General features: G+C 64.3%; 26 protein-coding genes. 9 read left to right on the top strand and 17 right to left on the bottom strand.

Features of this window, described 5'->3' with window-relative positions:
- The first annotated feature begins 11 nt into the window (after window positions 1–11).
- Window positions 12–752 carry a metallophosphoesterase family protein gene (locus E8L99_RS10765; protein ID WP_137099533.1) on the top strand — a complete coding sequence of 247 codons (741 nt, stop codon included), beginning with the start codon at window positions 12–14 and terminating at the stop codon, window positions 750–752.
- A gap of 9 nt (window positions 753–761) precedes the next feature.
- A complete protein-coding gene (locus tag E8L99_RS10770) occupies window positions 762–2168 on the top strand; it encodes a bifunctional serine/threonine-protein kinase/universal stress protein (protein ID WP_137099534.1) in 1407 nt (468 codons plus the stop codon).
- A gap of 3 nt (window positions 2169–2171) precedes the next feature.
- On the opposite strand, the gene E8L99_RS10775 is transcribed toward E8L99_RS10770, so the two are convergent.
- A complete protein-coding gene (locus E8L99_RS10775) occupies window positions 2172–2840 on the bottom strand; it encodes an NUDIX hydrolase (protein ID WP_137099535.1) in 669 nt (222 codons plus the stop codon).
- Between the two features lie 203 nt (window positions 2841–3043).
- Here E8L99_RS10775 and E8L99_RS10780 point away from each other — a divergent pair, with 203 nt between their 5' ends.
- The gene (locus tag E8L99_RS10780) at window positions 3044–3304 is read left to right on the top strand and encodes a glycine zipper domain-containing protein (RefSeq protein ID WP_137099536.1); all 261 of its coding nucleotides are present in this window, start codon (window positions 3044–3046) and stop codon (window positions 3302–3304) included.
- 52 nt (window positions 3305–3356) lie between these two features.
- Here the strand turns inward: E8L99_RS10780 and E8L99_RS10785 are convergent, their stop codons facing one another.
- The 3 genes from E8L99_RS10785 to pdxY all read right to left on the bottom strand — a co-directional run bounded on the left by E8L99_RS10785 (window position 3357) and on the right by pdxY (window position 6221).
- Entirely contained in the window at window positions 3357–4394 is a 1038-nt protein-coding gene (locus E8L99_RS10785) for a glycosyltransferase family 10 domain-containing protein (protein WP_137099537.1), read from the bottom strand.
- Window positions 4395–4458: 64 nt separating this feature from the next.
- Window positions 4459–5370, bottom strand: coding sequence for a PhzF family phenazine biosynthesis protein (locus E8L99_RS10790; protein ID WP_137099538.1), 912 nt, complete (start codon window positions 5368–5370; stop codon window positions 4459–4461).
- Window positions 5371–5372: 2 nt separating this feature from the next.
- Complete coding sequence (gene pdxY, locus E8L99_RS10795; RefSeq protein ID WP_137099539.1) at window positions 5373–6221, bottom strand: pyridoxal kinase PdxY; 849 nt, start codon at window positions 6219–6221, stop codon at window positions 5373–5375.
- A 277-nt stretch (window positions 6222–6498) separates the two neighbouring features.
- On the opposite strand from pdxY, the gene E8L99_RS10800 reads away from it, so the two are divergent.
- On the top strand, window positions 6499–6885 hold the full coding sequence (locus tag E8L99_RS10800) for a ComEA family DNA-binding protein (RefSeq protein WP_168201641.1): 387 nt from the start codon (window positions 6499–6501) through the stop codon (window positions 6883–6885).
- A gap of 55 nt (window positions 6886–6940) precedes the next feature.
- On the opposite strand, the gene E8L99_RS10805 is transcribed toward E8L99_RS10800, so the two are convergent.
- From E8L99_RS10805 to E8L99_RS10865, 13 genes are all read right to left on the bottom strand, one after another.
- Window positions 6941–7402, bottom strand: a complete 462-nt coding sequence (locus tag E8L99_RS10805) for a nuclear transport factor 2 family protein (protein WP_137099541.1) — start codon at window positions 7400–7402, stop codon at window positions 6941–6943.
- Window positions 7403–7404: 2 nt separating this feature from the next.
- Entirely contained in the window at window positions 7405–7839 is a 435-nt protein-coding gene (locus tag E8L99_RS10810) for a nuclear transport factor 2 family protein (protein WP_137099542.1), read from the bottom strand.
- Between the two features lie 251 nt (window positions 7840–8090).
- Entirely contained in the window at window positions 8091–9110 is a 1020-nt protein-coding gene (ilvC, locus tag E8L99_RS10815) for a ketol-acid reductoisomerase (RefSeq protein ID WP_137099543.1), read from the bottom strand.
- A gap of 47 nt (window positions 9111–9157) precedes the next feature.
- Entirely contained in the window at window positions 9158–9832 is a 675-nt protein-coding gene (locus E8L99_RS10820; protein ID WP_137099544.1) for a TetR/AcrR family transcriptional regulator, read from the bottom strand.
- Window positions 9833–9946: 114 nt separating this feature from the next.
- A complete protein-coding gene (locus tag E8L99_RS10825; RefSeq protein ID WP_137099545.1) occupies window positions 9947–10690 on the bottom strand; it encodes a pyridoxine 5'-phosphate synthase in 744 nt (247 codons plus the stop codon).
- Window positions 10691–10789: 99 nt separating this feature from the next.
- Entirely contained in the window at window positions 10790–11368 is a 579-nt protein-coding gene (gene ilvN, locus E8L99_RS10830) for an acetolactate synthase small subunit (RefSeq protein WP_137099546.1), read from the bottom strand.
- 50 nt (window positions 11369–11418) lie between these two features.
- Complete coding sequence (locus tag E8L99_RS10835; RefSeq protein ID WP_137099547.1) at window positions 11419–13179, bottom strand: acetolactate synthase 3 large subunit; 1761 nt, start codon at window positions 13177–13179, stop codon at window positions 11419–11421.
- A gap of 227 nt (window positions 13180–13406) precedes the next feature.
- Window positions 13407–14633 carry a hypothetical protein gene (locus tag E8L99_RS10840; RefSeq protein WP_137099548.1) on the bottom strand — a complete coding sequence of 409 codons (1227 nt, stop codon included), beginning with the start codon at window positions 14631–14633 and terminating at the stop codon, window positions 13407–13409.
- Between the two features lie 109 nt (window positions 14634–14742).
- Window positions 14743–15237: an RES family NAD+ phosphorylase gene (locus tag E8L99_RS10845; protein ID WP_137102073.1), complete on the bottom strand. Its 495-nt coding sequence runs from the start codon at window positions 15235–15237 to the stop codon at window positions 14743–14745.
- Window positions 15238–15247: 10 nt separating this feature from the next.
- Window positions 15248–15625 carry an antitoxin Xre/MbcA/ParS toxin-binding domain-containing protein gene (locus E8L99_RS10850; RefSeq protein ID WP_252511335.1) on the bottom strand — a complete coding sequence of 126 codons (378 nt, stop codon included), beginning with the start codon at window positions 15623–15625 and terminating at the stop codon, window positions 15248–15250.
- Window positions 15626–15752: 127 nt separating this feature from the next.
- Window positions 15753–16439 carry an alpha/beta fold hydrolase gene (locus E8L99_RS10855; protein WP_137099550.1) on the bottom strand — a complete coding sequence of 229 codons (687 nt, stop codon included), beginning with the start codon at window positions 16437–16439 and terminating at the stop codon, window positions 15753–15755.
- Between the two features lie 88 nt (window positions 16440–16527).
- Window positions 16528–17766, bottom strand: coding sequence for a multidrug effflux MFS transporter (locus E8L99_RS10860; protein WP_215907073.1), 1239 nt, complete (start codon window positions 17764–17766; stop codon window positions 16528–16530).
- A gap of 144 nt (window positions 17767–17910) precedes the next feature.
- Window positions 17911–18780 (bottom strand): ChaN family lipoprotein, encoded by an 870-nt coding sequence (locus E8L99_RS10865; protein ID WP_137099551.1) that lies wholly within the window; start codon window positions 18778–18780, stop codon window positions 17911–17913.
- A 207-nt stretch (window positions 18781–18987) separates the two neighbouring features.
- On the opposite strand from E8L99_RS10865, the gene E8L99_RS10870 reads away from it, so the two are divergent.
- From E8L99_RS10870 to E8L99_RS10890, 5 genes are all read left to right on the top strand, one after another.
- Entirely contained in the window at window positions 18988–19965 is a 978-nt protein-coding gene (locus E8L99_RS10870) for a Bug family tripartite tricarboxylate transporter substrate binding protein (RefSeq protein ID WP_137099552.1), read from the top strand.
- Window positions 19966–20070: 105 nt separating this feature from the next.
- Window positions 20071–20553 carry a DUF3828 domain-containing protein gene (locus E8L99_RS10875; RefSeq protein WP_137099553.1) on the top strand — a complete coding sequence of 161 codons (483 nt, stop codon included), beginning with the start codon at window positions 20071–20073 and terminating at the stop codon, window positions 20551–20553.
- A 92-nt stretch (window positions 20554–20645) separates the two neighbouring features.
- Window positions 20646–20993, top strand: coding sequence for an ArsR/SmtB family transcription factor (locus E8L99_RS10880; protein WP_137099554.1), 348 nt, complete (start codon window positions 20646–20648; stop codon window positions 20991–20993).
- Window positions 20977–21498, top strand: coding sequence for an SRPBCC family protein (locus tag E8L99_RS10885; protein WP_137099555.1), 522 nt, complete (start codon window positions 20977–20979; stop codon window positions 21496–21498). Before E8L99_RS10880 ends, E8L99_RS10885 begins: the two co-directional genes overlap by 17 nt.
- A 20-nt stretch (window positions 21499–21518) precedes the next feature.
- On the top strand, window positions 21519–22040 hold the full coding sequence (locus E8L99_RS10890) for an SRPBCC family protein (RefSeq protein ID WP_137099556.1): 522 nt from the start codon (window positions 21519–21521) through the stop codon (window positions 22038–22040).
- Window positions 22041–22110 lie beyond the last annotated feature (70 nt).

A 22110-nucleotide genomic window follows, 5' to 3' on the forward strand; every position in this document is an offset into this window, starting at 1 on the left:
GGGGAGGCCCCATGCGCATCGCCATCCTGTCGGACATCCACGGCAACCGCGAGGCTTTCGAAGCTTGCCTCGCCCATGCCTCCCGCCAGCGGGCAGATCGCTATGTCCTGCTCGGCGACATCGTCGGCTATGGCGCCGATCCGGGATTCTGCACGGATGTGACCATGCGCCTGGTCGAGGCCGGCGCCATCGCGATCAAGGGCAACCATGACGAGGCGCTGGACCTGGCGGCGCCCGACATGCACGGGGAGGCGCTGGCCGCCATTGCCTGGACCCGCACCGTCCTGTCGGATGGCCAGCGCCAGTTCCTGGCGGGGCTGCCGTTGAGCCATCGCGAGGACGACAGGCTCTTCGTCCATGCCAGCGCGCGCGAGCCTGGCTTCTGGCCCTATCTGCGCGAGCCGCGCGATGCCGAATTGAGCCTGGCGGCCACCGATGCCCGCCTGGTCGTGTGCGGCCACACCCATTTGCCGGCCATCTTCGCGCTCCAGCGCAGCGGCATCTGCGTGCCGTTCCGGCCGGCGACCAATGAGGCGGTGCCGCTTCTGCCCCACCGTCGCTGGCAGGTTGTGGTCGGGTCGGTCGGCCAGCCGCGCGACGGCTCGCCGCTGGCGTCCTATTCCATTCTTGATCTCGCCCAAGGCAGCATCACGCAACATAGGGTTGCCTATGACCATCAAGCGGCAGGACAGAAGATCCTCGCCGCCGGGCTGCCGCCGCGATTTGCGTCCCGGCTCGCCGAGGGACGCTAGGGAGAGGCCATGCGGCTGCCGCGGATCGAGAAGGGGCTGGTGCTAGACGGCTTCACGCTCGAGGAGGCCATCAAGCTCGGCGGCATGGCACAGATATGGCGGGTGACGCGGGCAGGGGACGAGCGACCGCTGGTCATGAAGATCCCGCTGATTCTCGATGGCGACGATCCCACCATGATCGTCGGCTTTGAGATGGAGGAGATGATCCTGCCGCGTCTGTCAGGCCGGCACGTGCCACGCTTCGTGGCAGCCGGAGACTTCTCGCGCCAGCCCTATATCGTCATGGACTTCGTGGCGGGACGATCGCTGTTCGAAACGATGCCCGAAGCGCCGTTCCCCGCAGCCGAGGTCGCCCGTATCGGGGCTGCGGTTGCCACCGCGCTGGCCGACCTGCACCGGCAGAATGTCCTGCATCTCGACATCAAGCCGGCCAATGTCATCATGCGCGACGATGGCACTGCGGTCCTTGTCGATTTCGGACTTGCGCGCCACCTCCGCCTGCCGGACCTGCTCGCCGAACAGTTTCGCGTGCCGATCGGCACCGCGCCCTATGTTGCTCCCGAACAGGTGCTGCGCGCGCGCGACGATCCACGCTCCGACCTCTTCGCGCTAGGCGCTGTCCTCTACGAACTGACCACAGGGCGGCAACCCTTCGGTGACCCCAAGGGCATGCGCGGCTTTCGCAAGCGGCTCTGGTCGGATCCGATACCGCCGCGCGCGCTCCGGCCCGATTGCCCGGAATGGCTCCAGGAGATCATCCTGCGCTGCCTGGCCGTCGACCCCGCAGAACGGCACCCGACGGCAGCGCAGCTGGCTTTCGACCTCTCCCATCCCGAACAGGTGACCATCACCGATCGCGGCCGCCGGATGAGGCGCGATCCCTTTGGGATACGGTTCCGCCGCTGGCTGCGCGCCGCCGGCATGGAGCGCCCGGCTCCCCAACCGGCCAAGGAGGGGCTTGAAGCAGCGCCGATCATCGTCGCGGCTGTCGATCTCTCGGAGGATTATTGCGACATCGCCGATGGCGTGCGCGACATGGCTGCCCGCTTGCTGGCCGTGTCACCCGACGCGCGGCTGGCCTGCATCAACGTGCTGAAGCTGAAGCGCCTCGGCATCGACGAGACGACCGATTCCAGCGGCCGCTCGCTGCATGTTGCGCGCCTGGTGCTGTTGCGCGCCTGGGCGCAGTCGCTCGCGCTCGACCCTGACCGCGTCAGCTTCCACGTTCTCGAAGCGGTCGATCCCGCCGCAGCCATCGTCGATCATGCCCGCGAGAATCATGCCGACCAGATCGTGATGGGTGCGCGTGCCCATTCCTCGACCAGGCGCTATCTCGGCAGTGTCTCGTCGCAGGTCGCGGCCGAGGCGCCCTGCACCGTCACCATCGTTCGATTGAAGACCGCGGTTGAGCCCTGATGCTTAGCCGCGCTCGGCGAACCACCAGTTGGTGAAGGCGGACTGGAAGGGCGGCATGCGGTCGGCAAGAGGGTCAGCGGCGCCGCGGACAATATGGATGTCCGCCAGTTCCGGCTGCTGTTGCCGGCTGATGCGCTCCATGATCAAGGTCCGGGCGGCGTCGGCCGGCATTGCCAGGCGCACGATCTTGACGAAGGCGCAGCGCTTGTCGTCCTCGCGCAGCAAGAAGCCGTCGTCGAATGCCACCTCGCCCAGGGTGAGGCCGGTCTCCTCCTCCAGTTCGCGCCGCACGCTGCCTTCGAGATCGACCCGGTCGCCCACGACGTCGCTCATGTCGGGCGTCCCGCCGGGAAAATAGATGCGGCCGGCATTGACGGTGTGCTGGCCCATCACACCCATCAGCAACGCGCCATCGCTGCTCACCAATCCGGCCAGGGCAAATCCATTGCGCGTCTGCCCGTCGGCTTCACCGTGGCGCATGAAATGCAGGAAGGTCGCGTAATCGGTCGCCGAATAGCGCCCGCGGAACATCTCGCCGACGCGTCGGCCTTCGGTCATCAGCAGCACCTGCCCGTTGAACAGGGCTGGCTGCGCGGCCACACAGGCGTTCCACGCCGTCTTGATCGCCTCCCGCTGGCTCTCGCCATAGGCAATCGGCCGGTCGTCGAACAATGTGTCCATTTGACGAATGTCGTGGAACCTATGCGGCATTGGTGCGTTCTCCATGTGTCGAACACCGGTTTCGGCACTCGTCACGACAAGGTTGCATGTCCGGTTGATATCAGACCGGTCGACACCCGAGGTTGGCAATCAGGGGGAATTTCTCCTATGGTTTGCAGAGGGTGCGGGGCCATTGCTGCAGGAGGGAATTTCCCATGTTGAAGAAGCTGATTCTGGTTAGCGCTGTTGCACTCACGCTCGGCGCCTGTACGGCGCGCGAAGAGCGTGCTGCTGGTGGCGCTGCCATCGGTGCTGGTGCGGGTGCTCTGATTGGTGGTCTTGCCACTGGCACGGGCGGCGGCGCTCTCGCCGGCGCAGCCATCGGCGGTGTTGCTGGTGCCGTGATCGGTGCCGAGACCACGCCGCGTCGTCGCTGCTGGATTGATTCCTACGGTTACCGCCGCTGCCGTCGCTGATCGGCTCTAGAACCCAGAGTTTGAAACCCGCCGGACCTCGTCCGGCGGGTTTTCATTTGGTACCGCCCGACGAGACGATGGCCCGCCGCGCGCTCCGGCGTTGCCGATGTGTCCTGACGAGGCGGCGCAACCTTGTCTCAAGGAAGCGCCGCAGTCCGAAAGGCAGGCTTGGCCATCCTCTGGCCCGCTCACTGCCAGGCGCGATCCGGCTGGATGCGATCGCCGCGAGGCGTCCCAGGGCAGGCTCTTGCACCAAGGCCAGCCGGTCCGCGAGGAACGGCGGTAAGGGCCGCATGCGCCATTCAAAATAGCGGGCATAGGCTTCCTCGTCCTTGAGTATCCGCCGCAGATGGTCCGCGAGCGCTATGGGCGAGGGAAAGTCGGAGACATCGATATAGGATCCAGCGGGGACGAAATCCGCGACATCCGGCGCCCCGCGATAGATCGGAATCGTGCCGGAGAGCAACGGATCGAAGATCTTCTCCGTGACATAGCCGTGAGAGATGGCATTCTCGAAGGCGCAGCAGAAATGGTAGCGCGCGATGGTGTCGAGCTTGGTCTGCCGGCCCAGGTCCGGCCCGGCAAGATCGCGGTTGCGCAGCAGTCGCCCGTAGGAATCGACCCTGATCGCCTTCATCAACTCAAGTGCGAAATCGTTGCGCCTGCTGCGGTCGACGCTGGCCGACTGGAACATGACGGCGGGGGCGAACTCGGTCTTCGCCGGCAGGGGGCGGTCAACGGCGGCCTGCCAGGCTCGCATAGGCGGAAGATAGGGCGTCCAGATATCCGCCGCCGTCTCGTGGCTCATGATGAGGTCGAACCGGCGCATGAAGGCTGGGTCGGTCCACAAGGGATAATGAGCGCTCGCCTCCATCGAGAAGGCGACCCAGACCTGGCCAGCATATTTCAGTGCGTCGCCGATCTCCCAGGCATCAGGAATATGGAAGATGACGATATCGGCCTCTGCCAGACGGCTCCTGTCGAACGTGAGGCGGACTGGAACGGAGCATCCCGCTGTGTCGAACGGAGGCGGGCGGCCAAAGAATGCGGTGTAGAACAGGACCAACGGACCCTGGTTGTCCTGTGCCATCGCCCTCTGCCCTGTGTGGTTCCGCCAGCCCTGCGAGAGGCGAAACAGATACCCGCAACCGACATCAGATGAACAGCCGCCCCTCGGAAATCACCACGGCCCCGCCGCCGATCGTGACCATCGAGACCTGCCCCTGTGCAATGCCGATGCCGAGCTCGATCCGGCTCGGCCGGCCTATGGCAAATCCCTGCTCGATGGCGAAATCATGCCGGCCGTCGCCAAGGCGCTCGAACATGCCCAACACGCCGGCGAAGGCAGCGGCGGCTGAACCCGTCGCGGGATCCTCCGCTACTCCGAGTCCAGGTGCGAACATGCGCGCATAGAAACGGGCGCCTGGGTCGACCGTCTCCGGGCAATAGGCGAAGATTGCCGGATGGGCCTCCCCGATGGCGTTGAACGTTTCGCCAAACCAGCGGGTATCCACCCTGATCCCGTCCACCGCCGCGCGGGTCTTCACCGGCACATAGCAGAACGACACGGGTGCCCCGAATCGCGAGGGCACGTGGCTGGCAAAGCCGAGATCCCGGCTTTCCAGGCCCAATATGCCCGCGAGCTGCGCCGGGTCGGGTGTCGGACCGATCGGAGCAGGCAGTCGCGGCGCATCGAAGCTCGCCTGATAGCTGCCAGCGGCGTCACGGCTGACGCGACAGGGCACGGGTCCTGCCTTCTCGCCGAGTACGAAATGCGCCTCGGTGCCTGCCGCCAGGCCATCCATCGAAGCCAGAACGATGGCGGTCCCGACGGTCGGATGGCCTGCAAACGGCAATTCGCCACCCGGTGTGAAGATCCGGATGTCCGCGCGATGGCCCTCGGTGGTCTCCGGCAGAACGAACACTGTCTCTGACAGGTTGAACTCGCGGGCGATCGCCAGCATGCCGGCTGTGTCGAGCCCTTCGGCATCGTGCACCACGGCAAGCGGATTGCCGGTCAGCCTCTGCTGGGTGAAGACATCGAGCGTGTGGTAGCGACGCGACATGGTCAGACGGACTCCGGCGTAAACAGGCGGCTGGGTGTCACGAACTCGTCCTGCGCCGCGACCGTCAGGATCTCGCGCGAACCAGCCTCCGCCGTCCGCTTCAGCAGGCCATAGGTGGACGATGCCGCGCGCGACAGCGCAAGCGCGACGTCGCCGGTCTCGGCCGCATGGACGAAGAACAGTGCGGCGATCGCATCGCCAGCCCCGTTGACTGAAATGCCGAGCTTCGGCGTGCGGACCCGGAACCGTCCGTTCGGCCCGGAGGCCAGCAGGTCGATCTGGTCGTCCGGCGTATCCTCGGTCATCAGGCTGGTGACCAGCACCATGGACGGTCCCGCCCTGTGCAGCAGGTCGACGGCTGCGATGGCCTCAGCAAGCGTCGAGATGGTCGATCCCGTCAGATATTCCAGTTCGAACTGGTTCGGGGTGATGACGTCGGCTGCCGGCACCGCCTGGTCACGCATGAATTCCGGAATGCCCGGACGAACGAACACGCCGCGGCCGACATCGCCGATCACCGGATCGCAGCAATAGAGCGCCTTCGGATTCAATCCGCGCACACGGCCAACCGCGCCAAGGATCGCGGTGCCGATATCGGCCGACCCCATATAGCCCGACAGCACACCATCGCATCGGCCAAGCACGCCGCGCTCTTCAATGCCTGTGACCAGTTCCTCGATCATCGGGCCGTCATAGACCCGGCCCTTCCAGGCGCCGTAGCCGGTATGATTGGAAAACTGGACGGTATGGATCGCCCAGACCTCGTGGCCCAGCCGCTGCATCGGGAAGACCGCCGAGGCATTGCCGACATGGCCGTAGGAAACCCAGGACTGGATCGAGAGAATGTTCATGGCTGCACTCCTAGGCTCCACGATATCGGTCCCGTGTGACCAGTCCAATTCGCATCGCTGAACTGTGCCATCACGTCCGTGCTGGCTTCGTTCCCAGCCGTTGTCCGCCATTCATCCAAAGACCTCGAATTCGTGGCAATCCGTCCCAAGGGCGACCATGATCGGGCTCTCTACTGTTCCCGTCGCCCGAACCCGGGCCGACACTGCCCGATGCGGCCGGTCCGGCCGACGCAAGGGTTACGACGACACACGGCCGGACATTTCGAACAGGTTCGCCATGTTCCTTTCGCGCCTCCTCACTGCCGCCGCAGTTTCCGCCCTCGTGGCCGTCCCCGCCTTTGCACAGACGCAGGCCCAGCCCTCCACCACGACGCCTCAGCGTCCGGCGGTGACGGCGCCTGCCGCACCGACAACGGCGACGCGTCCGGCCGCCACCGCTCCTGCAGTGGCCCCTGCGGCTCAGGCTGCCCGTGTCAATCTGAATACGGCGACTGCGGCTCAGCTCGACGGCCTGCCGCAGATCGGCGCGGCTCGCGCTCAGGCCATCATCACCGAGCGCGGCAAGGGCCGTTTCCTCAACTGGGCTGACTTCGAACGGCGCATGACCGGCTCCGCGGTCAACCAGGCCGCCAAGGATGCCATCCGCGATCGCGTGAGTTTCTGATCGTCGGATAAGCGTCCTGCATCGGAAGGGCGGCCGAAAGGCCGCCCTTCTCGATTCAGGCGCCTGAGTTTCGAAGCGGCAGGTGGCCGCGCATCAATGACGCAGCGCCCGTGTCGAAATACTCGCTCATTTCGACCACCTGGCGGTCTTGCAGCCGCAGATGGGTCAGGATTTCGAGCTCCCGCTCCTGACCGGTCGCGGAACTGCGAATGGTCACGCGCCAATGAACCGCCACCATGTCGCGGCTGGAGATGATGTCGTCGATCTCATGATGGAGATAGATGTTCTGGCCACGCATCCGGATGAGCTGCTTGCCGATATCTTCCCGGCCGATCCGCGTGCCAGACAAGGGGTTCAGCACCGGGTTGCCGGGGATGTTCAGCCGGGCCTTGGGCGCGAAGAATTCCAGATAGGTTGCAACGTCACCCTGAAGCCGGGCCGCGACAAACTCGCGGATCGTACGGTGGAGGTCGCTGCGCTCCTCATTGTCCGAATTGAGCCATTGTGCGTCAGCCATGGTCAGATCCGCCCGACCAGAAGTCCAAGGGAAGCCGTGTCGACGAACTGGGTCATCTTGGTGATCATGCCGTCGCGAAACTCCAAAAGATCGGCAATCTCGAACTCGCCGACATTGCCGGTCTCGCGCGATCTGATTGTCGCGTGACGACGCACGACGGCCCGTCGTTCGTCCACGATCATGTCGACCACGATCGTGTCGATATATTCGAGGATCTGGTCGCAGGCCCTGAAGGATTCCAGAATTTCGGTATGCCCGTAAAAGGGGCCGACCTTCGGGAACAGCCGCGGGTCACAGATCAGCCGGTAGGAGCATTCCGGGGCGAAAATCGTCAGGAGGTCATCGGCTTTCCCGTCGCGCCGGGCGAGAAAGAGCCGTGCCACCCGTTCCTTGATCAATGGCAGGCCCGTGTGAACCCGCAGTATCGGTTGCGCCATGATGTTCTTCTGCGTCAAGTGACCGGACTTACCATAGGGCAGGTAGTGTCAGATAATCCATGTAATTTCATGTGGGTGAACAGAAGCTGACGAAAGGATCAGCTGGGTCTGGAAGACAGCACGCAAGACAATAGGCGGTTTTCTACTCGGGACCGGTGTGCAAGGCGGATCGCCGCCGCGGCTTGATCCACATACGAAAAAGGGGTGGCCCGCGGACCACCCCAATTCGTTGCATCCGAAAGTACGGGCGATCAGTTCTTGGTCTTGTCGACCAGCGCCTTCGCCTTGATCCAGGGCATCATGTCGCGAAGCTTCGCGCCGACTTCCTCGATCGGATGGTTGTTCACGCGGGCGCGGGTCGCCTTGAACGAGGTCTGGTTGACCTTGTTCTCCAGCATCCAGTCGCGGGTGAACTTGCCCGACTGGATGTCGGTCAGCACGCGCTTCATCTCGGCCTTGGTCTCGGCGGTGATGATGCGCGGACCCGTCACGTACTCGCCGTACTCGGCGGTGTTCGAGATCGAGTAGTTCATGTTGGCGATGCCGCCCTCATAGATGAGGTCGACGATCAGCTTCACCTCGTGGAGGCACTCGAAATAGGCCATTTCAGGCGCATAACCGGCTTCGGTCAGCGTCTCGTAGCCAGCGCGGATCAGCTCGACCAGACCGCCGCAGAGCACGACCTGCTCGCCGAACAGATCGGTCTCGCACTCTTCCTTGAAGGTCGTCTCGATGATGCCGGCGCGGCCGCCGCCATTGGCGGAGGCGTAGGACAGGCCGAGGTCATGGGCATTGCCCGAGGCGTCCTGATGGATGGCGATCAGCGTCGGAACGCCACCGCCGCGCTGATATTCCGAGCGCACCGTGTGGCCGGGGCCCTTCGGGGCGACCATCAGCACGTCGAGATCCTTGCGGGCCTCGATCAGGTTGAAGTGGATGTTGAGGCCGTGGGCGAACATGATCGCCGCGCCCTGCTTCATGTTGCCGGCGAGGTCATCGCGATAGATGTCGGCCTGCAGTTCGTCCGGGGTGAGCATCATCATGATGTCCGAGACCTTGGCGGCCTCCGACGGGGTCATGACGGTGAAGCCGGCGGCCTCGGCCTTGGCGCGGGTGGCCGAGCCAGCCTTCAGCGCGATGATGACGTCCTTCACGCCCGAGTCGCGCAGGTTCAGCGCGTGGGCATGGCCCTGGCTGCCGTAGCCGACAATGCAGACCTTCTTCGACTTGATCAGGTTCAGATCGGCGTCGCGATCGTAATAGACACGCATGGGATAGTCCTTCCTTGGGCTTGCGTTCTGGAGGTTGGGGAGAGGGGTCAGGCGGCGGCCGGAATCATGTTCTTCCGGCCGTAGAGGGTGAGAAACTGGTCGGTCGCCGCCGCAGCGTCGCGGGCGATCTCGGCCTGGCCGAGCTTGAGATCATCGCCGAGCAGCAGGCGGATCTGCACATCGCGGCCAGCGAGGCCGAAAAAGGTCCGGAACGCCGCCTCGGTATCGTCGAACTGAAGCAGACCGGCCGCGCGCCCTTCTTCGAGCACGGGCTTCAACCGGTCGCCAATGGCGAAGCGGCCGTTATTGAGCACGATCTGGCCGAGATTGCTCTGCTGCGACGCGGCGTGTGTGATCGCCAGCCGGTTGAGCGCGATCGATGTGGCGCTGGAAATGACCGAGAGCCAGTTCGCGGCGAAATCCCTGAGGCTGTCCCTGAGGCTCGAGGCATCGAGCTTCTGCCGGTCGTAGCGGCCGGCACGCACCCGGGACGCCTGCCACTGCACCGTCGCGGTCAGGAGGCCGTCGCGGTCGCCGAACCACTTGTAGAGCGTTTCCTTGGAGCAGCTCGCCCGCCGCGCAACGGCCGTCATGGTGAGCTGGCCGCCCTGTTCCTGCATCAGCGCGAGCACCGCATCCAGAACCACCGCCTGGCGGGCGGTCGGCTCCGGCGGATCGGCGCTCGGCGTTTCGGAAGCAAGGGATTTGGCGGCTGACGTCATGATGCAGAGGAGTGGGAACGGACCGTACCGTACGTTACGGTTCTCTAGCTCAGCGCGGCGCACCGCGCAAGCCGTCCGTCGGGTGAGCGGACGGTGCCCCGGTCGGCGATGGCGTCACACGGTCTCGCCGCAGGCCTTTCGATAGAGCCGCACGGTCTCCGCCATGCCGTGGATCAGCGCATCGGCGGTGAGGGCGTGGCCGATCGACACTTCCGCGATGCCGGGGACGCGGGCGATCAGGGAGGGGAGGTTGTCGAGGGTGAGATCGTGCCCGGCATTGACGCCGAGCCCGGCACGGGCCGCGGCCTCGGCAGTGGCCGCCAGCTTCTCGCGCTCGGCGTCGGCCACGTCAGGCTCGAAGGCGCCGCCATAGGGGCCGGTATAAAGCTCGATCCGGTCGGCGCCGGTGGCGCGGGCGCCCGGCACCAGCGCCGGGTCGCCGTCGAGGAAGATCGAGACGCGCATGCCGCCAAGCTTCAATCGGCCGATGACCTGGCGCAGCAAGTCTCCATCCGTCGCCACATCCCAGCCATGGTCGGAGGTCGCCTGTGCCGGATCATCCGGAACCAGCGTCACCTGATCGGGCTTGGCCCGCTCGCACAGCTCCAGGAAATCCTCGCTCGGATAGCCCTCGATGTTGAACTCGGCCTTGGGGAACTCGGCGCGGATCATGTCGGTGAGGTCGAACACGTCGGTGCGCCGGATATGCCGCTCGTCCGGCCGCGGATGCACGGTGATGCCGCTGGCACCCGCCTGCAACGCGATGCGCGACAGCCCGACCACGCTCGGCCAGGGGAGCGAGCGGCGGTTGCGCAATTGCGCGATGGCATTGACGTTGACGGAGAGATGCGTGGCCATGGCGTGCCCTGAATGCGAGGTCAGACGAAGGAGGTAGACGTGGGTCGCATTTGCTTCACGCGAACCGGTGCCCACTTCGCTTGCAAATGCTCCGTCTATTCAGCGTCCCTGTGCGCCATCCGGCAAGGCCGCTTCCTGCATGCCTTCCGGTCCGCGGCTCATGGCAGCGATGCCAGTGCGCGACACTTCGACCAGTCCCACCACGCCCATCAGACGGATGAAGCGCTCGACTTCCTCGGTCGTGCCGGTCAGCTCGAAGACGAAGGAATTGAGCGTCGCGTCCAGCGTGCGGGCGCCGAACGCGCCGGCAAGCCGCAGCGCCTCGACGCGGGCATCGCCCTTGCCGCGCACTTTGAGAAGGCAGAGCTCGCGCTCCAGCGCCTCGCCCTGCACCGTCAGATCGACCACGCGATGCACCGGAACCAGGCGATCAAGCTGGGTCTTGATCTGCTCGATGATCTTTTCCGTGCCCGTCGTGACGATGGTGATGCGCGAGGTGTGCCGCTCGTGCTCGGTCTCCGAGACCGTCAGGCTCTCGATATTGTAGCCGCGGCCGGAGAACATGCCGGCGATGCGGGCGAGCACGCCCGGCTCGTTGTCGACGATGACGGCGATCGTGTGCCGGCGGGTGGCATCGACGGCGTCGGAAAGGAAATAGGCGGACTGGGACTGGGCCATGGGGCTGTTCGTCTTTTCGATTGAGAGAGGAGGGGAGGGCCGGTCGGCCCTCACACCAGCTGCTTGCCCTTGGCGTCGATCACCGAGCCGATATCCGTGACCGCATCGCCCAGGATCATCTCGTTATGCGCCTTGCCTGACGGGATCATCGGGAAGCAGTTCTCGTCCTTGGCCACCAGGCAGTCGAACAGAACCGGCCCCGGATAATCCAGCATCTCCTGGATCGCACCGTCGAGTTCGGCCGGGTCCGAGCAGCGGATGCCCTTGGCGTGATAGGCCTCGGCGAGCTTCACGAAATCGGGCAGCGCCTGCGAATAGCTTTCCGAATAGCGCCCGCCATGCAGCAGCTGCTGCCACTGGCGCACCATGCCCATATATTCGTTGTTGAGGATGAAGATCTTGATCGGCAACCGATACTGCGCCGCCGTCGACATCTCCTGCATGTTCATCAGCACGGAGGCCTCGCCCGCAACGCAGACCACCAGGTCCTTCGGATGGGCGAGCTGCACGCCCACCGCCGCCGGCAGGCCATAGCCCATCGTGCCGAGGCCGCCGGAGGTCATCCAGTGGTTCGGGTCCTCGAAGTGGAGGTACTGGGCAGCCCACATCTGGTGCTGGCCGACTTCGGTCGTGATGAAGCGCTTGCGGTGCTTGGTCAAAGCCTCCAGCCGCTCCAGCGCATATTGCGGCTTGATGATCGTGTCCGAGTTTGTGTAGGCGAGCGACTTGCGTGCGCGCCAACCCTCGATCTCGTCCCACCAGCTCTTGAACGCCGCCTTGTCCACCTGGCCGGAGACCTCCTTCCAGAGGCGCACCATGTCTTCCAGCACGTGGCCGCAATCGCCGACAATGCCGATATCCACCTTGACGTTCTTGTTGATCGAGGACGGGTCGATATCGATATGGATCTTCTTCGAGCCCGGCGAGAAGGCGTCGAGCCGCCCGGTGATCCGGTCATCGAAGCGCGCGCCGATATTCACCATCAAGTCGCAGCCGTGCATGGCGAGGTTCGCCTCGTAGGTGCCGTGCATGCCGAGCATGCCCAGCCACTGCCTGTCGCTCGCCGGATAGGAGCCAAGCCCCATCAGGGTGGAGGTGATCGGATAGCCGGTGGCGCGCACCAGCTCGCGGAGCAGGGCCGAGGCATGCGGGCCGGCATTGATCACGCCGCCGCCGGTATAGAAGACCGGGCGCTTGGCCTTGGCGATCAGCTCCATCGCCGCCTTGATCTTGCCGAGGTCGCCCTTGATCTGCGGCCGGTAGGTCTTGTGCTGGTTGTCGCGCGGCTTCTCGTATTTGCCCGCCTTGAACTGGATGTCCTTGGGGATGTCGATGACGACGGGACCCGGCCGGCCGTTCTGCGCCACGTAGAAGGCTTCGTGCAGGATGCGCGGCAGGTCCTCGATCGATTTCACGAGGTAATTGTGCTTGGTGCAATGGCGCGTGATGCCGACCGTATCGGCCTCCTGGAACGCGTCCGAGCCGATGAGATGGGTCGGCACCTGGCCGGTGAAGCAGACGACAGGGATGGAATCCATCAAGGCGTCGGTGAGGCCGGTCACGGCATTGGTCGCGCCGGGGCCGGAGGTGACCAGCACCACGCCGACCTTGCCGGTGGAGCGCGCATAGCCCTCAGCCGCATGAACCGCGCCCTGCTCGTGGCGGACGAGGATGTGCTTGACCGAGTCCTGCTGGAAGATCGCATCATAGATCGGCAGCACGGCGCCGCCGGGATAGCCGAACAGGGTGTCGACGCCCTGGTCGATCAGGGCTTGCACCACCATTTCGGCGCCGGTCATCTCGCGGGACATGGGTCGTTCCTCAGGTCGTTCGTTGGTCTGGCTGTTCAATGCGAATGCGGGGTTCCGGGCAACAAAAAAGGCCCCGCGAGGGACCTTGTTTTGAGCGCCACCGATCGGCTGCCGTGTAATGTCTCACACGTCCGACAATGGCGCCCCGGATACAATAAGAATGAAACGCACGGTGTGCGGCTCCAGCTGGTTAGGGCGCGGACCATAGGGGAGGGGGAGGGAGGGTGTCAAGGCGGCGACCTCTTGGTAGGCGAGAGAAAATTGCTGTACTCGGACGCTATGAACTGGTTCGGTCGCCAACCCTTGATCAGTTTGTCCAAGAAGAGGCTATCGGCCGCTCCCACGGCAAGCCCTGCTGCCGTACCTAGTCCCGTTGGAAAGACGGCATCCGCAATTGCGCCTAGTCCAGTTGCGACCGCGAAGCGGACCGACTTTGTGGGCAACTTATCAGCCCATGTCTGGCTCGTAGCAGAACGATGATAGTGTTGGACTAGCCCTTCGTTCGGATTCGTGACTTGAATCCATTGTTTAAAACGGTCAGCTTTCTCTAGTAATGCAGAAAATTCACTAAATGAACGATCTCCGTTGTTTATAGATTCACGAATTAGCGGAAAATTTGGTAAAATAATATCATGAAACAAGGCAATCTCATTGTCATGAGATCTCCGACGAACAAGGAACTCCATATGTTTTTCTTGGATTATCTCGCTATAAAGGGGGGATATAACAGGTTCTGACATATAATACGCAGAAAAGAACGTGTCTGCTCTCGCGGTAACGAAATGTGACATAATGTAGGCGGGAGATAGCGTGCTGTGGCTGGGTGGTATTTTTTTGTGATAAATTTCATTTGCCAAATCAAAGTCAATATTTGTATCTATTGCGTATCCATCATTAATTTTTATTAAGTCAAAACGGAAATTGTTGTCGATAATGTAATCGGGAGTAAGGTGTCTAATTATTTTCCTTGCTATTTCATTAGAGAAATTGACATCGATTAAATCGTCCTGACATATTTTTATTATCGATTCTGGTCTGTTATCTCCAGAATATCTGTGAGGCCTCGCCTTGTCGGCAATGAGAGTTGCAATTCGTTGGGCGTCATCGCGTCCCTTAAGGGCTCTCTCAACGGTCTCAAATATAGCCTCGCGGTAGTCCCCCTTCCTCGGAGGTCTCTTGCCAGCGCCAATTGTAGCGGAGATAAATTGATGGCTCTTGGGTAGCCCTGCCGAGACAACCCCGAAAAAATTCGGGAGATAGGTTAGCTGTACATTGGGATTTTTCAGAAGTATATCAAGGTCGGGGCCGCTAAATGCGGTCGCTAGTGAGGCTATTGCCCCGCGATGCATTAGAAGATGGGTTTTCCCGTAGAAAAATAGCGTTTCAGCAATCAGGCCAATGTCAATCTGGTCTTGATCGCCGGTACCCCGGAAAATCAGAGCGCTTTCAAACATTTGTCGCTGTCACGCATCTGGTCATTGACTTAGAACTCACCTCAACATAGCAAAAATGATAAATATAATCTAGCCTATTAGCCAATATTCGCTTGCTCGCTTCGAGGCGTCATCCCAACCTCCCCTCCTCATCCCACACCACCACCTTCTGCCTCTCCCCACCCCAACGCCACAGCACCAGATTCCGCATCCCCTCCGTCGCCCCATTGGCGAAGCTCGGCACCAGCGCACCCGCCGCGCCTTCGCGCCTCAGCCGTTCCGCCAGCGTCCATGAGGCCGGCTTGCGGCCTTCGGCGCGGTCCAGCGCCCAGGGGCAGGCAATTGCGGCGCGCGTCGTGCCGGCTTCTCCGCGGCCCGCCTCCGTCGCAAGGTCCACGATGTCGTCGCAGTCCACGTCATAGGTCACCACCGTCAGCGGCGGGAAGCGGCGGGCAAAGCCGTGGCTGACCTCGGCGAACATGCCTTCGATGGTCAGCGCCAGATAGAGCGCGGGCGTGCCCTTCGCGTTGAACCGCCCGCCATGGATCGCCGCGCCCTCGCCCGACAGCGGCGTCCACGCCCAGCGCGGGTCATGCGCCCGGTAGGCAAGGCCGGTCCAGCGGATGAGCTTCACCTCAGGCGAAACCGCCGGTGGCGACATGGTCCAGCCAGTCGCGCAAGGGCCCGGCCTTGCCGTCCTTGACCAGGCTTTCCGCCGTCCGCCCGCCAAAGGCGGGCAGGGGCTCGGCGCGATACCAGGCCAGCGCCTGTTTCTCGCCGCCGGCCCAATCGCTCACGCGCGCAACGATCTCGACCATCTCGGTAACGCGTCCTTGCGTCTTCGGAGCGTTCGCCCGGGCAGTTCGATGGAATGTCTCCGGCTTCACGCCCATCGTGTCGGCCAGCTGCGCCTTCGACACGCCGAAGCGGTCCGCGACACGTTCGATGACGACCAGGCCATCCTTGCCGAAATAGCTGGCAGTACGGACCGTCCCGCGTGGGCCGACGGTCACGAACTGGCCCGTTGTGGACTTGCGAGAAATCGTCTTTCCAGTCTTGGGAGCCATTGGTGAGCCATCTCGGTCGACAGAGAACAATGACAGAATATATGGCAGGTGCATCTGGGCGGCAAGCCGCCCCCTACCTCACGCCTTTGGCAAACCCCGCCACCGTCCCCACCACGCGTCCATCCTGCCCGGCAAAGCCGTGATAGCCCGCCGCCTGGCAGGGATCGCCGCGATCCTGGCCACCGTCCATCCAGACCACCCTGACACGCGCGCCGCCCCAGGCCTTGAACGGCTCGACGCCGGAGGGCGGGGTGAAGCGGCAGCCATCCTGCCGGTGGTGCACGACCAGCGTCGGCGGCAGGCTGGCCGCTGAGCCGATCTGGCCGCGGATTTCGTTGAGGAACCCCGCGGTGATCGCCATGCCGTTCGGCCGCGCCGACAAGGCACCGGCGAGCTGCAGCGTGCCGCGGCTGGTCGCGACCACCGTCACCGGCTTGTTGAACCGCGTGCGGAGATAGGTGATGGCGGATGAAGCCGACACGCCGGCATCGATCACCAGCGAGGCGACACCCGCCGAGGCATAGGCGGCGCGCGTGCGCACCAGCTGATTGCCGCGAAGCCCCGAGAACGAGCCATCCGGCCGGATGCCGAGATAGCCATTGCCGCCGGGGATCAGCACCACCGCCGCGCTCGGCCGGGCCGGAGCGTTCAACAACCCATAGCCGCCGGAGAGCTGCACCGCCTCTTCGGCGGCGGCCGCGGGCAGGGCGCCAAGAGTCAGGATCAGGAGGGCTGCACGGAGCGTGGCTGCGCGGGGCATGGCGTCGTCCTTCGCCTCTCGGGGGACGCGAAGGCTCGCATATCGGGTGGGCCGACGCCCGCCCGGATGACTACGGAACGCCCCTACCTCACGGGCCCTTCTGCGGGCGGAACAGCTTGCCGCGCTCCGCCACCAGAACCATGGCCAGCGCCAGCCAGCCGCAGACCGCGAACCCCGCTACGATCGGCAGCGCCGTGCCGTCGAAATGCTGGCCGATCCAGAAGCCGATGAGGGCCGCACCCACCGTCGAGACGAAGCCCTGCACCGACGAGGCCGTGCCGGCGACATGGCCGAGCGGGTCCATCGCCATGGCGCCGAAATTCGACACCATCAGGCCGAAGCAGAACATGGTGGCGCACTGGAACAGCGAGAAGGTCCACAGCGTCTCGTGGCCGGTGAAGGCCACCAGCGCATGCAGCGCGGTGACGGTGAGATAGCCAAGAAGCGCGCCATGCGACACGCGGCGCATGCCAAAGCGCTCGACGATCTTCGAATTGAGGAACGAGGCGAGCGCCATGAAGCCCGCCACCACGGCGAAGATCACGGTGAAGATGTCGCCCGCCTTGAACACGTCGACGAACAATTGCTGCGCGGCATTGATGAAGCCGAAAAGGCCGCCCACCATGAAGGTCATGGCCAGCATGTAGCCGACCGGCACGCGCAGCGTGAGGCAGAGCCGGAAGGCGGCGAGGATCGGCTTCACCTCGATCGGCGAGCGGTCGTCGGCATGCAGCGTCTCCGGCAGCTTGGCGATCACCCAGGCCGACACGACGACGCCGAACAGGCCGAGCAGGATGAAGATCCAGCGCCAGGGCGCCACCAGCACGATGGCCTGGCCGATGGAAGGCGCGAGGATCGGCACGGCCAGGAACACGATGAAGGTGAGCGACATCACCCGCGCCATCTGCCGTCCCGAATAGGTGTCGCGGACGATCGACACGGCGAGCACGCGGGTGCCGGCTGCGCCGATGCCCTGCACCACGCGGGCAATCATCATGGTGGTGAAGTCGGGCGCGAAGGCTGCCGCCAGGCTCGCCAGCGCATAGATAGCGAGGCCGCCGAGCAGGATGGGGCGGCGGCCGAACCGGTCGGCGAGCGTGCCATAGATGATCTGCGCCGCGCCAAAGCCCAAGAGATAGGACGTGATCACCCATTGCCGGTCGTTGGCGGAGGTGATGCCGAGCGCGTCCCCGATCTCCGGCAGCGCCGGCAGCATGGAATCGATGGCGAGCGCATTGGTCGCCATGAGGGCGGCCATCAGCGCGACGAACTGGCGGAAGCCCAGCCCCGGATAGGGCCCGGCGGCCGGTGTCTCTGTCTGGGTCATGGTTCTTGTACAGCCGGGGATGCGGAGGCCGCTCGAGCTTCGGGAGCGGTCCAGGCGCAGAATATTGCACTGCAATAACCGCTTGCGGCGGCCATGGCTAGCACCCTGCGGTAGGCCGGCCCCGCGTCAGGCGGGGTGCTGCCCCTAACCCGCGACCAGTCTCGGCCGCATCTGCCGCGTCAGCCTGGGGTCGACGACGTCGAGCCGGAACACCGCATCGGCCAACTGGCGATCGGGCTCGATGGTCAGTGTTTCCGCTTCATTGGGCAGGAGCACCGCGACATCCCGAATGCCGAGATCGGCCAGCTGGAACGGCGTGCCGTGACCATATTCCAGATGGCCCCGGCCAATGATGCCGATCACCAGCGGCGGCTCGGGCACGGCGCGGGCTCGCGCAATGTTGCAGGCAAAGGCCCGGTCCCAGCATTGCTGGGCGCGCACGAAACGGTCGAAGCCGGGATCGTCGGGCGAGCGGACCGGGCCGGTGGGGCCAGGCGCGCGGCCACCGGCACCCGTCAGGTCGAACAGATAGCGGCGATAGGCCGGCGTTGCGGTGGCAGACGGCGTCAGCCCGTCGCGCTCAGCTTCCGGGATCGCGTCCCAGCCATCCTTGCCGACGCGCGTCACCAGTGGGCGATGGCAGTTCAGCGCCAGCATGGGCACACGCTGCTGCCGGCAGAAATGGAACAGCGGCAGGTAGATTTCCGGCGGAAAGCCCCAGACCGTCTGCCATTCGCTGGCCTCGAGAAAGGCCCGGGTGTCGAACGCACCCGCCACCCAGTGGTCGAGCACGGGCTGGACGCGCCTTGGGAACATCTCGAATCCCAGGGCGATGTTCGGATTGTGCGCGGCGATCATCACCGCGACATGCAACTGCCAACGATGGATCTCGGCCACGTCATGGCTCTCGCCAATAAGCACGACCTGCTTTTGCGCCAGCTCCGCCATGAGGGTGCCCTGGTCGAGTACGGTTCCGCTGCGCGGATCGAGCCATGTGGCGGGCTGATGGATCATGAACGGCCTGGTCTTGGAGATTGATGGAGATTAGCGGCGCGAATCCAATAAAATCTTGATGAAATTTGTCAAGTTAACCGGCGCCGCACGGCAGGTGCTGCAGATGACGTCCGGCATGGGCCGCTCGGAGGGCTTGCCGCCGTGCTGGAAATGCCATTCTCTCTTGTCTGAAATATCGTTTCAAAAACGCTTCAGGAGAGACGCTCGATGCCGCCCCATAGCCGCCGGACCATCCTTGCCGCCACTGCCGGCCTAGCCGCGGCCCATGTTTTGCCAGCCCGCGCGCAATCCTTTCCCGATCGCCGCGTGACGCTGATCGTGCCGTTCCCGCCTGGCGGTCCGGTGGACCTGACAGCCCGCGAGATCGGGCAGAAGCTGTCGAGCTACTGGAACCAGCCGGTGATCATCGAGAACCGTCCGGGCGCCGATGCGGTCATCGGGGCGCAGGCGGTCTCCAAGGCCGCGCCCGACGGCTACACCATGCTGGTCTGCGCCATCCATCATTCGGTCCATCCGAGCCTCAAGCCGAACCTGCCCTACAATTTCCTCGAGGACTTTCTGCCCATCAGCGGCGCGGGCATCTTTCCGATCATCGTCTGCGCTCATCCCTCACTGCCGTTCCAGGACATCAAGGGCCTGATCGCCCATGCCAAGGCCAATCCGGGCAAGCTCTCGTTCGGGTCCGCGGGGATGGGCGGCGGCACCCATCTGGCGGGCGAATTGTTCAAGAGCATCACCGGCACCGACATGCTGCATGTCGCCCATCGCGGCAGCGCGCCGGCCATGGCGAGCCTGCTCGGAAACCATGTGCAGCTGATGTTCGCCGATGGTCCGACAGCCGTTCCCCAGGTGGAGGCCAAGACGGTCCGCGCCCTGGGCATCTCGCCGGCGCGGCTGCCGCTTCTGCCCGATATCCCCACCATGGCGGAAGCCGGCCTGCCGACTTTCGACGCCCATTCCTGGTCTGGCATCGTCGTGCCGAAAGGCACGCCTGCCGACGTCGTCGCCAAGCTCAATGCCGATGTCGTGCGCGCGCTGAAAGAGCCGGACACCAGCGAGCGGCTGCTGCGTTTCGCGGCCCAGCCGGCGCCGATGTCGACCGAGCAGTTCGGCGCCTTCCTCAAGGCCGAGACGGCGAAATGGGCGGCGGTCATCAAGGCGGCGAATATTCCCATGCAGCAATGACAGCGAGCGCGGGTTCGGCGGCCGACATGCCGCGCCGTTGAACCTTGGTTGTCGCGACGGCGACCCATGGCTGGCACGTGACATCACGGTGCCCCGGAGCCTGCCATGATCCGCCTCGTTCTCGCATTCCTGCTGTCCTTGACTGCGACCTGGCCGATCACGGCCGCCGAGGCCCCGCGTCAGCCGGGCCCGGTGGATGCGATCCAGGCGATCTATGTGGCCTATCGGGGCGCCACGCTCGGCGGCCCGGCTCTCCGCCAGGTCTACAGCGCGCGGCTGACCCGCCTCATCGCGGCCGATGAAGCCGCGACCCCTGAGGGCGAGGTCGGAACCATCGACTGGGATGTGTTCGTCAACGGCAATGATTGGCGGCTGGGACCGGTCACCGTCGATCTCATCGCCCAGTCCGGCGATCGTGCCGAAGTGCGCGCCCGCTTCACCAATCACGAACAGCCGCGCGAGAACCGGTTCGACTTGGTCCGCGAGGGCGGCCGCTGGCTGGTCGACGACATCCGCACGACCAACTCGCAAGGTCCCTGGTCGATGGTGAAAACGCTCACGGACGCGGCCTCCCGCCCTCCCCAATAGACGGCGAAGCGATACCCAGGCTGACGCCTTGACGCGCCGATAGGATCTTTGTATTTAACCGATGAGTTAATTACAGGGGCAATGTCCATCGCATGGCAGCCGACCAGCTGAGCCTCACCCTGTCGGCCCTCGCGGATCCGACACGCCGGGCGATCCTTGCGCGGCTGTCGCAAGGCGAGGCCTCCGTCACCGATCTTGCCGAGCCGTTTGCCATGAGCCTTCCGGCGGTCTCCAAACATCTCAAGGTGCTGGAACGGGCGGGCCTGATCAGCCGCGGGCGGGAAGCGCAATGGCGACCGTGCCGGCTGGAGGCGGCCCCGCTGGGCGAAGTCGCAGGCTGGCTCGACCATTACCGCCGCTTCTGGGACGCAAGTTTCGACCGCCTCGACGCGTACCTGCAAGCGCTTCAGAAAGGATCCCCCGATGACCGCAACCACTGACCGTCTGACCGGCGATTTCGCCATATCCCGCGAGGTCCAGGCGTCTCTGGCGCTGGTCTGGAAGGTCTGGACCGAAGCCGATCACCTCGCACGCTGGTTCGGCCCTGTCGGGTTCACCGTTGTTGGCAGCACGCTGGACCTCAAGCCCGGTGGCCGCTTCCACTACGGCATGCGCGCGCCGGGCGGCGCGACGATGTGGGGATTGTGGACGTTCCGCGAGATCGTGGAGAATGAACGTCTGGTCTTTGTCGCGGGCTTTTCCGACGAGGCGGGTGGGGTGACCGTCCATCCGATGGCGCCGACCTGGCCGCGCGAAATGCTGTCCACCGTGATCTTCACGGAAACGGCCCGAGGCACGATGTTGCGGCTCGAGGCTCGGGCACTCAATCCGACGGAGATCGAGGCCCAGACCTTCGACCAGGGCAAGGCCGGCATGACCCAGGGCTGGGGCGGAACGTTCGGCCAGCTGGAGACCTATCTGCGATCGGTGCAGGATAAGGCCTGATGGCAAGGAGCTTCCGGATCATGACCTACGCCCTGATCACGCTCGTCGTTCTGATTGCCGGCCTCTGCGCCTACGCGACGACCCGGCCCGATTCCTTCCGGCTGGAGCGATCCATCGTCATCGCCGCATCGCCTGAGAAAATCCTGCCGCTGATCGCCAACTTCCACCGTTGGGCGGAGTGGTCGCCGTTCGAAAAGATCGACCCGACCATGACCCGCACTTTCGGCGGGCAGCCGAGTGGTGTCGGCGCCACCTATGGCTGGGCCGGCACCGGCAAGGCGGGCGCCGGACGGATGGAGATCACCGGCCAGACGCCCGAGAGTGTCACGATCAAGCTCGATTTCTCCAAACCCTTCGAGGCCCACAACATCGCCGAGTTCACCATCCGGCCCGAGGGGGGTGGCACGCGTGTCACGTGGGCGATGCATGGCCCGAGCCCGTTCATCACCAAGCTGATCACGATCTTCGTCAGCATGGACCGCATGGTCGGCAAGGATTTCGAGGCGGGCCTGGCCAGCATGAAGCAGGTTGCCGAGCGCTAGTCCCAACCTCCCGCAATTATTGCAGCAGTGTCGCGACCGGCGGCGGGCTGCTGCGTTGACCCTCAACATC

Origin of the sequence: Phreatobacter aquaticus (assembly GCF_005160265.1) — a bacterium.
Taxonomy (GTDB): domain Bacteria; phylum Pseudomonadota; class Alphaproteobacteria; order Rhizobiales; family Phreatobacteraceae; genus Phreatobacter; species Phreatobacter aquaticus.

What these genes read in the sequence shown, in the direction of transcription:
- E8L99_RS10765 (WP_137099533.1), top strand. Translation starts at nt 12, where the DNA reads ATGCGCATCGCCATCCTGTCGGACATCCACGGCAACCGCGAGGCTTTC.
- E8L99_RS10770 (WP_137099534.1), top strand. Translation starts at nt 762, where the DNA reads ATGCGGCTGCCGCGGATCGAGAAGGGGCTGGTGCTAGACGGCTTCACG.
- E8L99_RS10780 (WP_137099536.1), top strand. Translation starts at nt 3,044, where the DNA reads ATGTTGAAGAAGCTGATTCTGGTTAGCGCTGTTGCACTCACGCTCGGC.
- E8L99_RS10785 (WP_137099537.1), bottom strand. Translation starts at nt 4,394, where the DNA reads ATGGCACAGGACAACCAGGGTCCGTTGGTCCTGTTCTACACCGCATTC.
- E8L99_RS10790 (WP_137099538.1), bottom strand. Translation starts at nt 5,370, where the DNA reads ATGTCGCGTCGCTACCACACGCTCGATGTCTTCACCCAGCAGAGGCTG.
- pdxY (WP_137099539.1), bottom strand. Translation starts at nt 6,221, where the DNA reads ATGAACATTCTCTCGATCCAGTCCTGGGTTTCCTACGGCCATGTCGGC.
- E8L99_RS10800 (WP_168201641.1), top strand. Translation starts at nt 6,499, where the DNA reads ATGTTCCTTTCGCGCCTCCTCACTGCCGCCGCAGTTTCCGCCCTCGTG.
- E8L99_RS10805 (WP_137099541.1), bottom strand. Translation starts at nt 7,402, where the DNA reads ATGGCTGACGCACAATGGCTCAATTCGGACAATGAGGAGCGCAGCGAC.
- E8L99_RS10810 (WP_137099542.1), bottom strand. Translation starts at nt 7,839, where the DNA reads ATGGCGCAACCGATACTGCGGGTTCACACGGGCCTGCCATTGATCAAG.
- ilvC (WP_137099543.1), bottom strand. Translation starts at nt 9,110, where the DNA reads ATGCGTGTCTATTACGATCGCGACGCCGATCTGAACCTGATCAAGTCG.
- E8L99_RS10820 (WP_137099544.1), bottom strand. Translation starts at nt 9,832, where the DNA reads ATGACGTCAGCCGCCAAATCCCTTGCTTCCGAAACGCCGAGCGCCGAT.
- E8L99_RS10825 (WP_137099545.1), bottom strand. Translation starts at nt 10,690, where the DNA reads ATGGCCACGCATCTCTCCGTCAACGTCAATGCCATCGCGCAATTGCGC.
- ilvN (WP_137099546.1), bottom strand. Translation starts at nt 11,368, where the DNA reads ATGGCCCAGTCCCAGTCCGCCTATTTCCTTTCCGACGCCGTCGATGCC.
- E8L99_RS10835 (WP_137099547.1), bottom strand. Translation starts at nt 13,179, where the DNA reads ATGTCCCGCGAGATGACCGGCGCCGAAATGGTGGTGCAAGCCCTGATC.
- E8L99_RS10840 (WP_137099548.1), bottom strand. Translation starts at nt 14,633, where the DNA reads ATGTTTGAAAGCGCTCTGATTTTCCGGGGTACCGGCGATCAAGACCAG.
- E8L99_RS10855 (WP_137099550.1), bottom strand. Translation starts at nt 16,439, where the DNA reads ATGCCCCGCGCAGCCACGCTCCGTGCAGCCCTCCTGATCCTGACTCTT.
- E8L99_RS10860 (WP_215907073.1), bottom strand. Translation starts at nt 17,766, where the DNA reads ATGACCCAGACAGAGACACCGGCCGCCGGGCCCTATCCGGGGCTGGGC.
- E8L99_RS10865 (WP_137099551.1), bottom strand. Translation starts at nt 18,780, where the DNA reads ATGATCCATCAGCCCGCCACATGGCTCGATCCGCGCAGCGGAACCGTA.
- E8L99_RS10870 (WP_137099552.1), top strand. Translation starts at nt 18,988, where the DNA reads ATGCCGCCCCATAGCCGCCGGACCATCCTTGCCGCCACTGCCGGCCTA.
- E8L99_RS10875 (WP_137099553.1), top strand. Translation starts at nt 20,071, where the DNA reads ATGATCCGCCTCGTTCTCGCATTCCTGCTGTCCTTGACTGCGACCTGG.
- E8L99_RS10880 (WP_137099554.1), top strand. Translation starts at nt 20,646, where the DNA reads ATGGCAGCCGACCAGCTGAGCCTCACCCTGTCGGCCCTCGCGGATCCG.
- E8L99_RS10885 (WP_137099555.1), top strand. Translation starts at nt 20,977, where the DNA reads ATGACCGCAACCACTGACCGTCTGACCGGCGATTTCGCCATATCCCGC.
- E8L99_RS10890 (WP_137099556.1), top strand. Translation starts at nt 21,519, where the DNA reads ATGACCTACGCCCTGATCACGCTCGTCGTTCTGATTGCCGGCCTCTGC.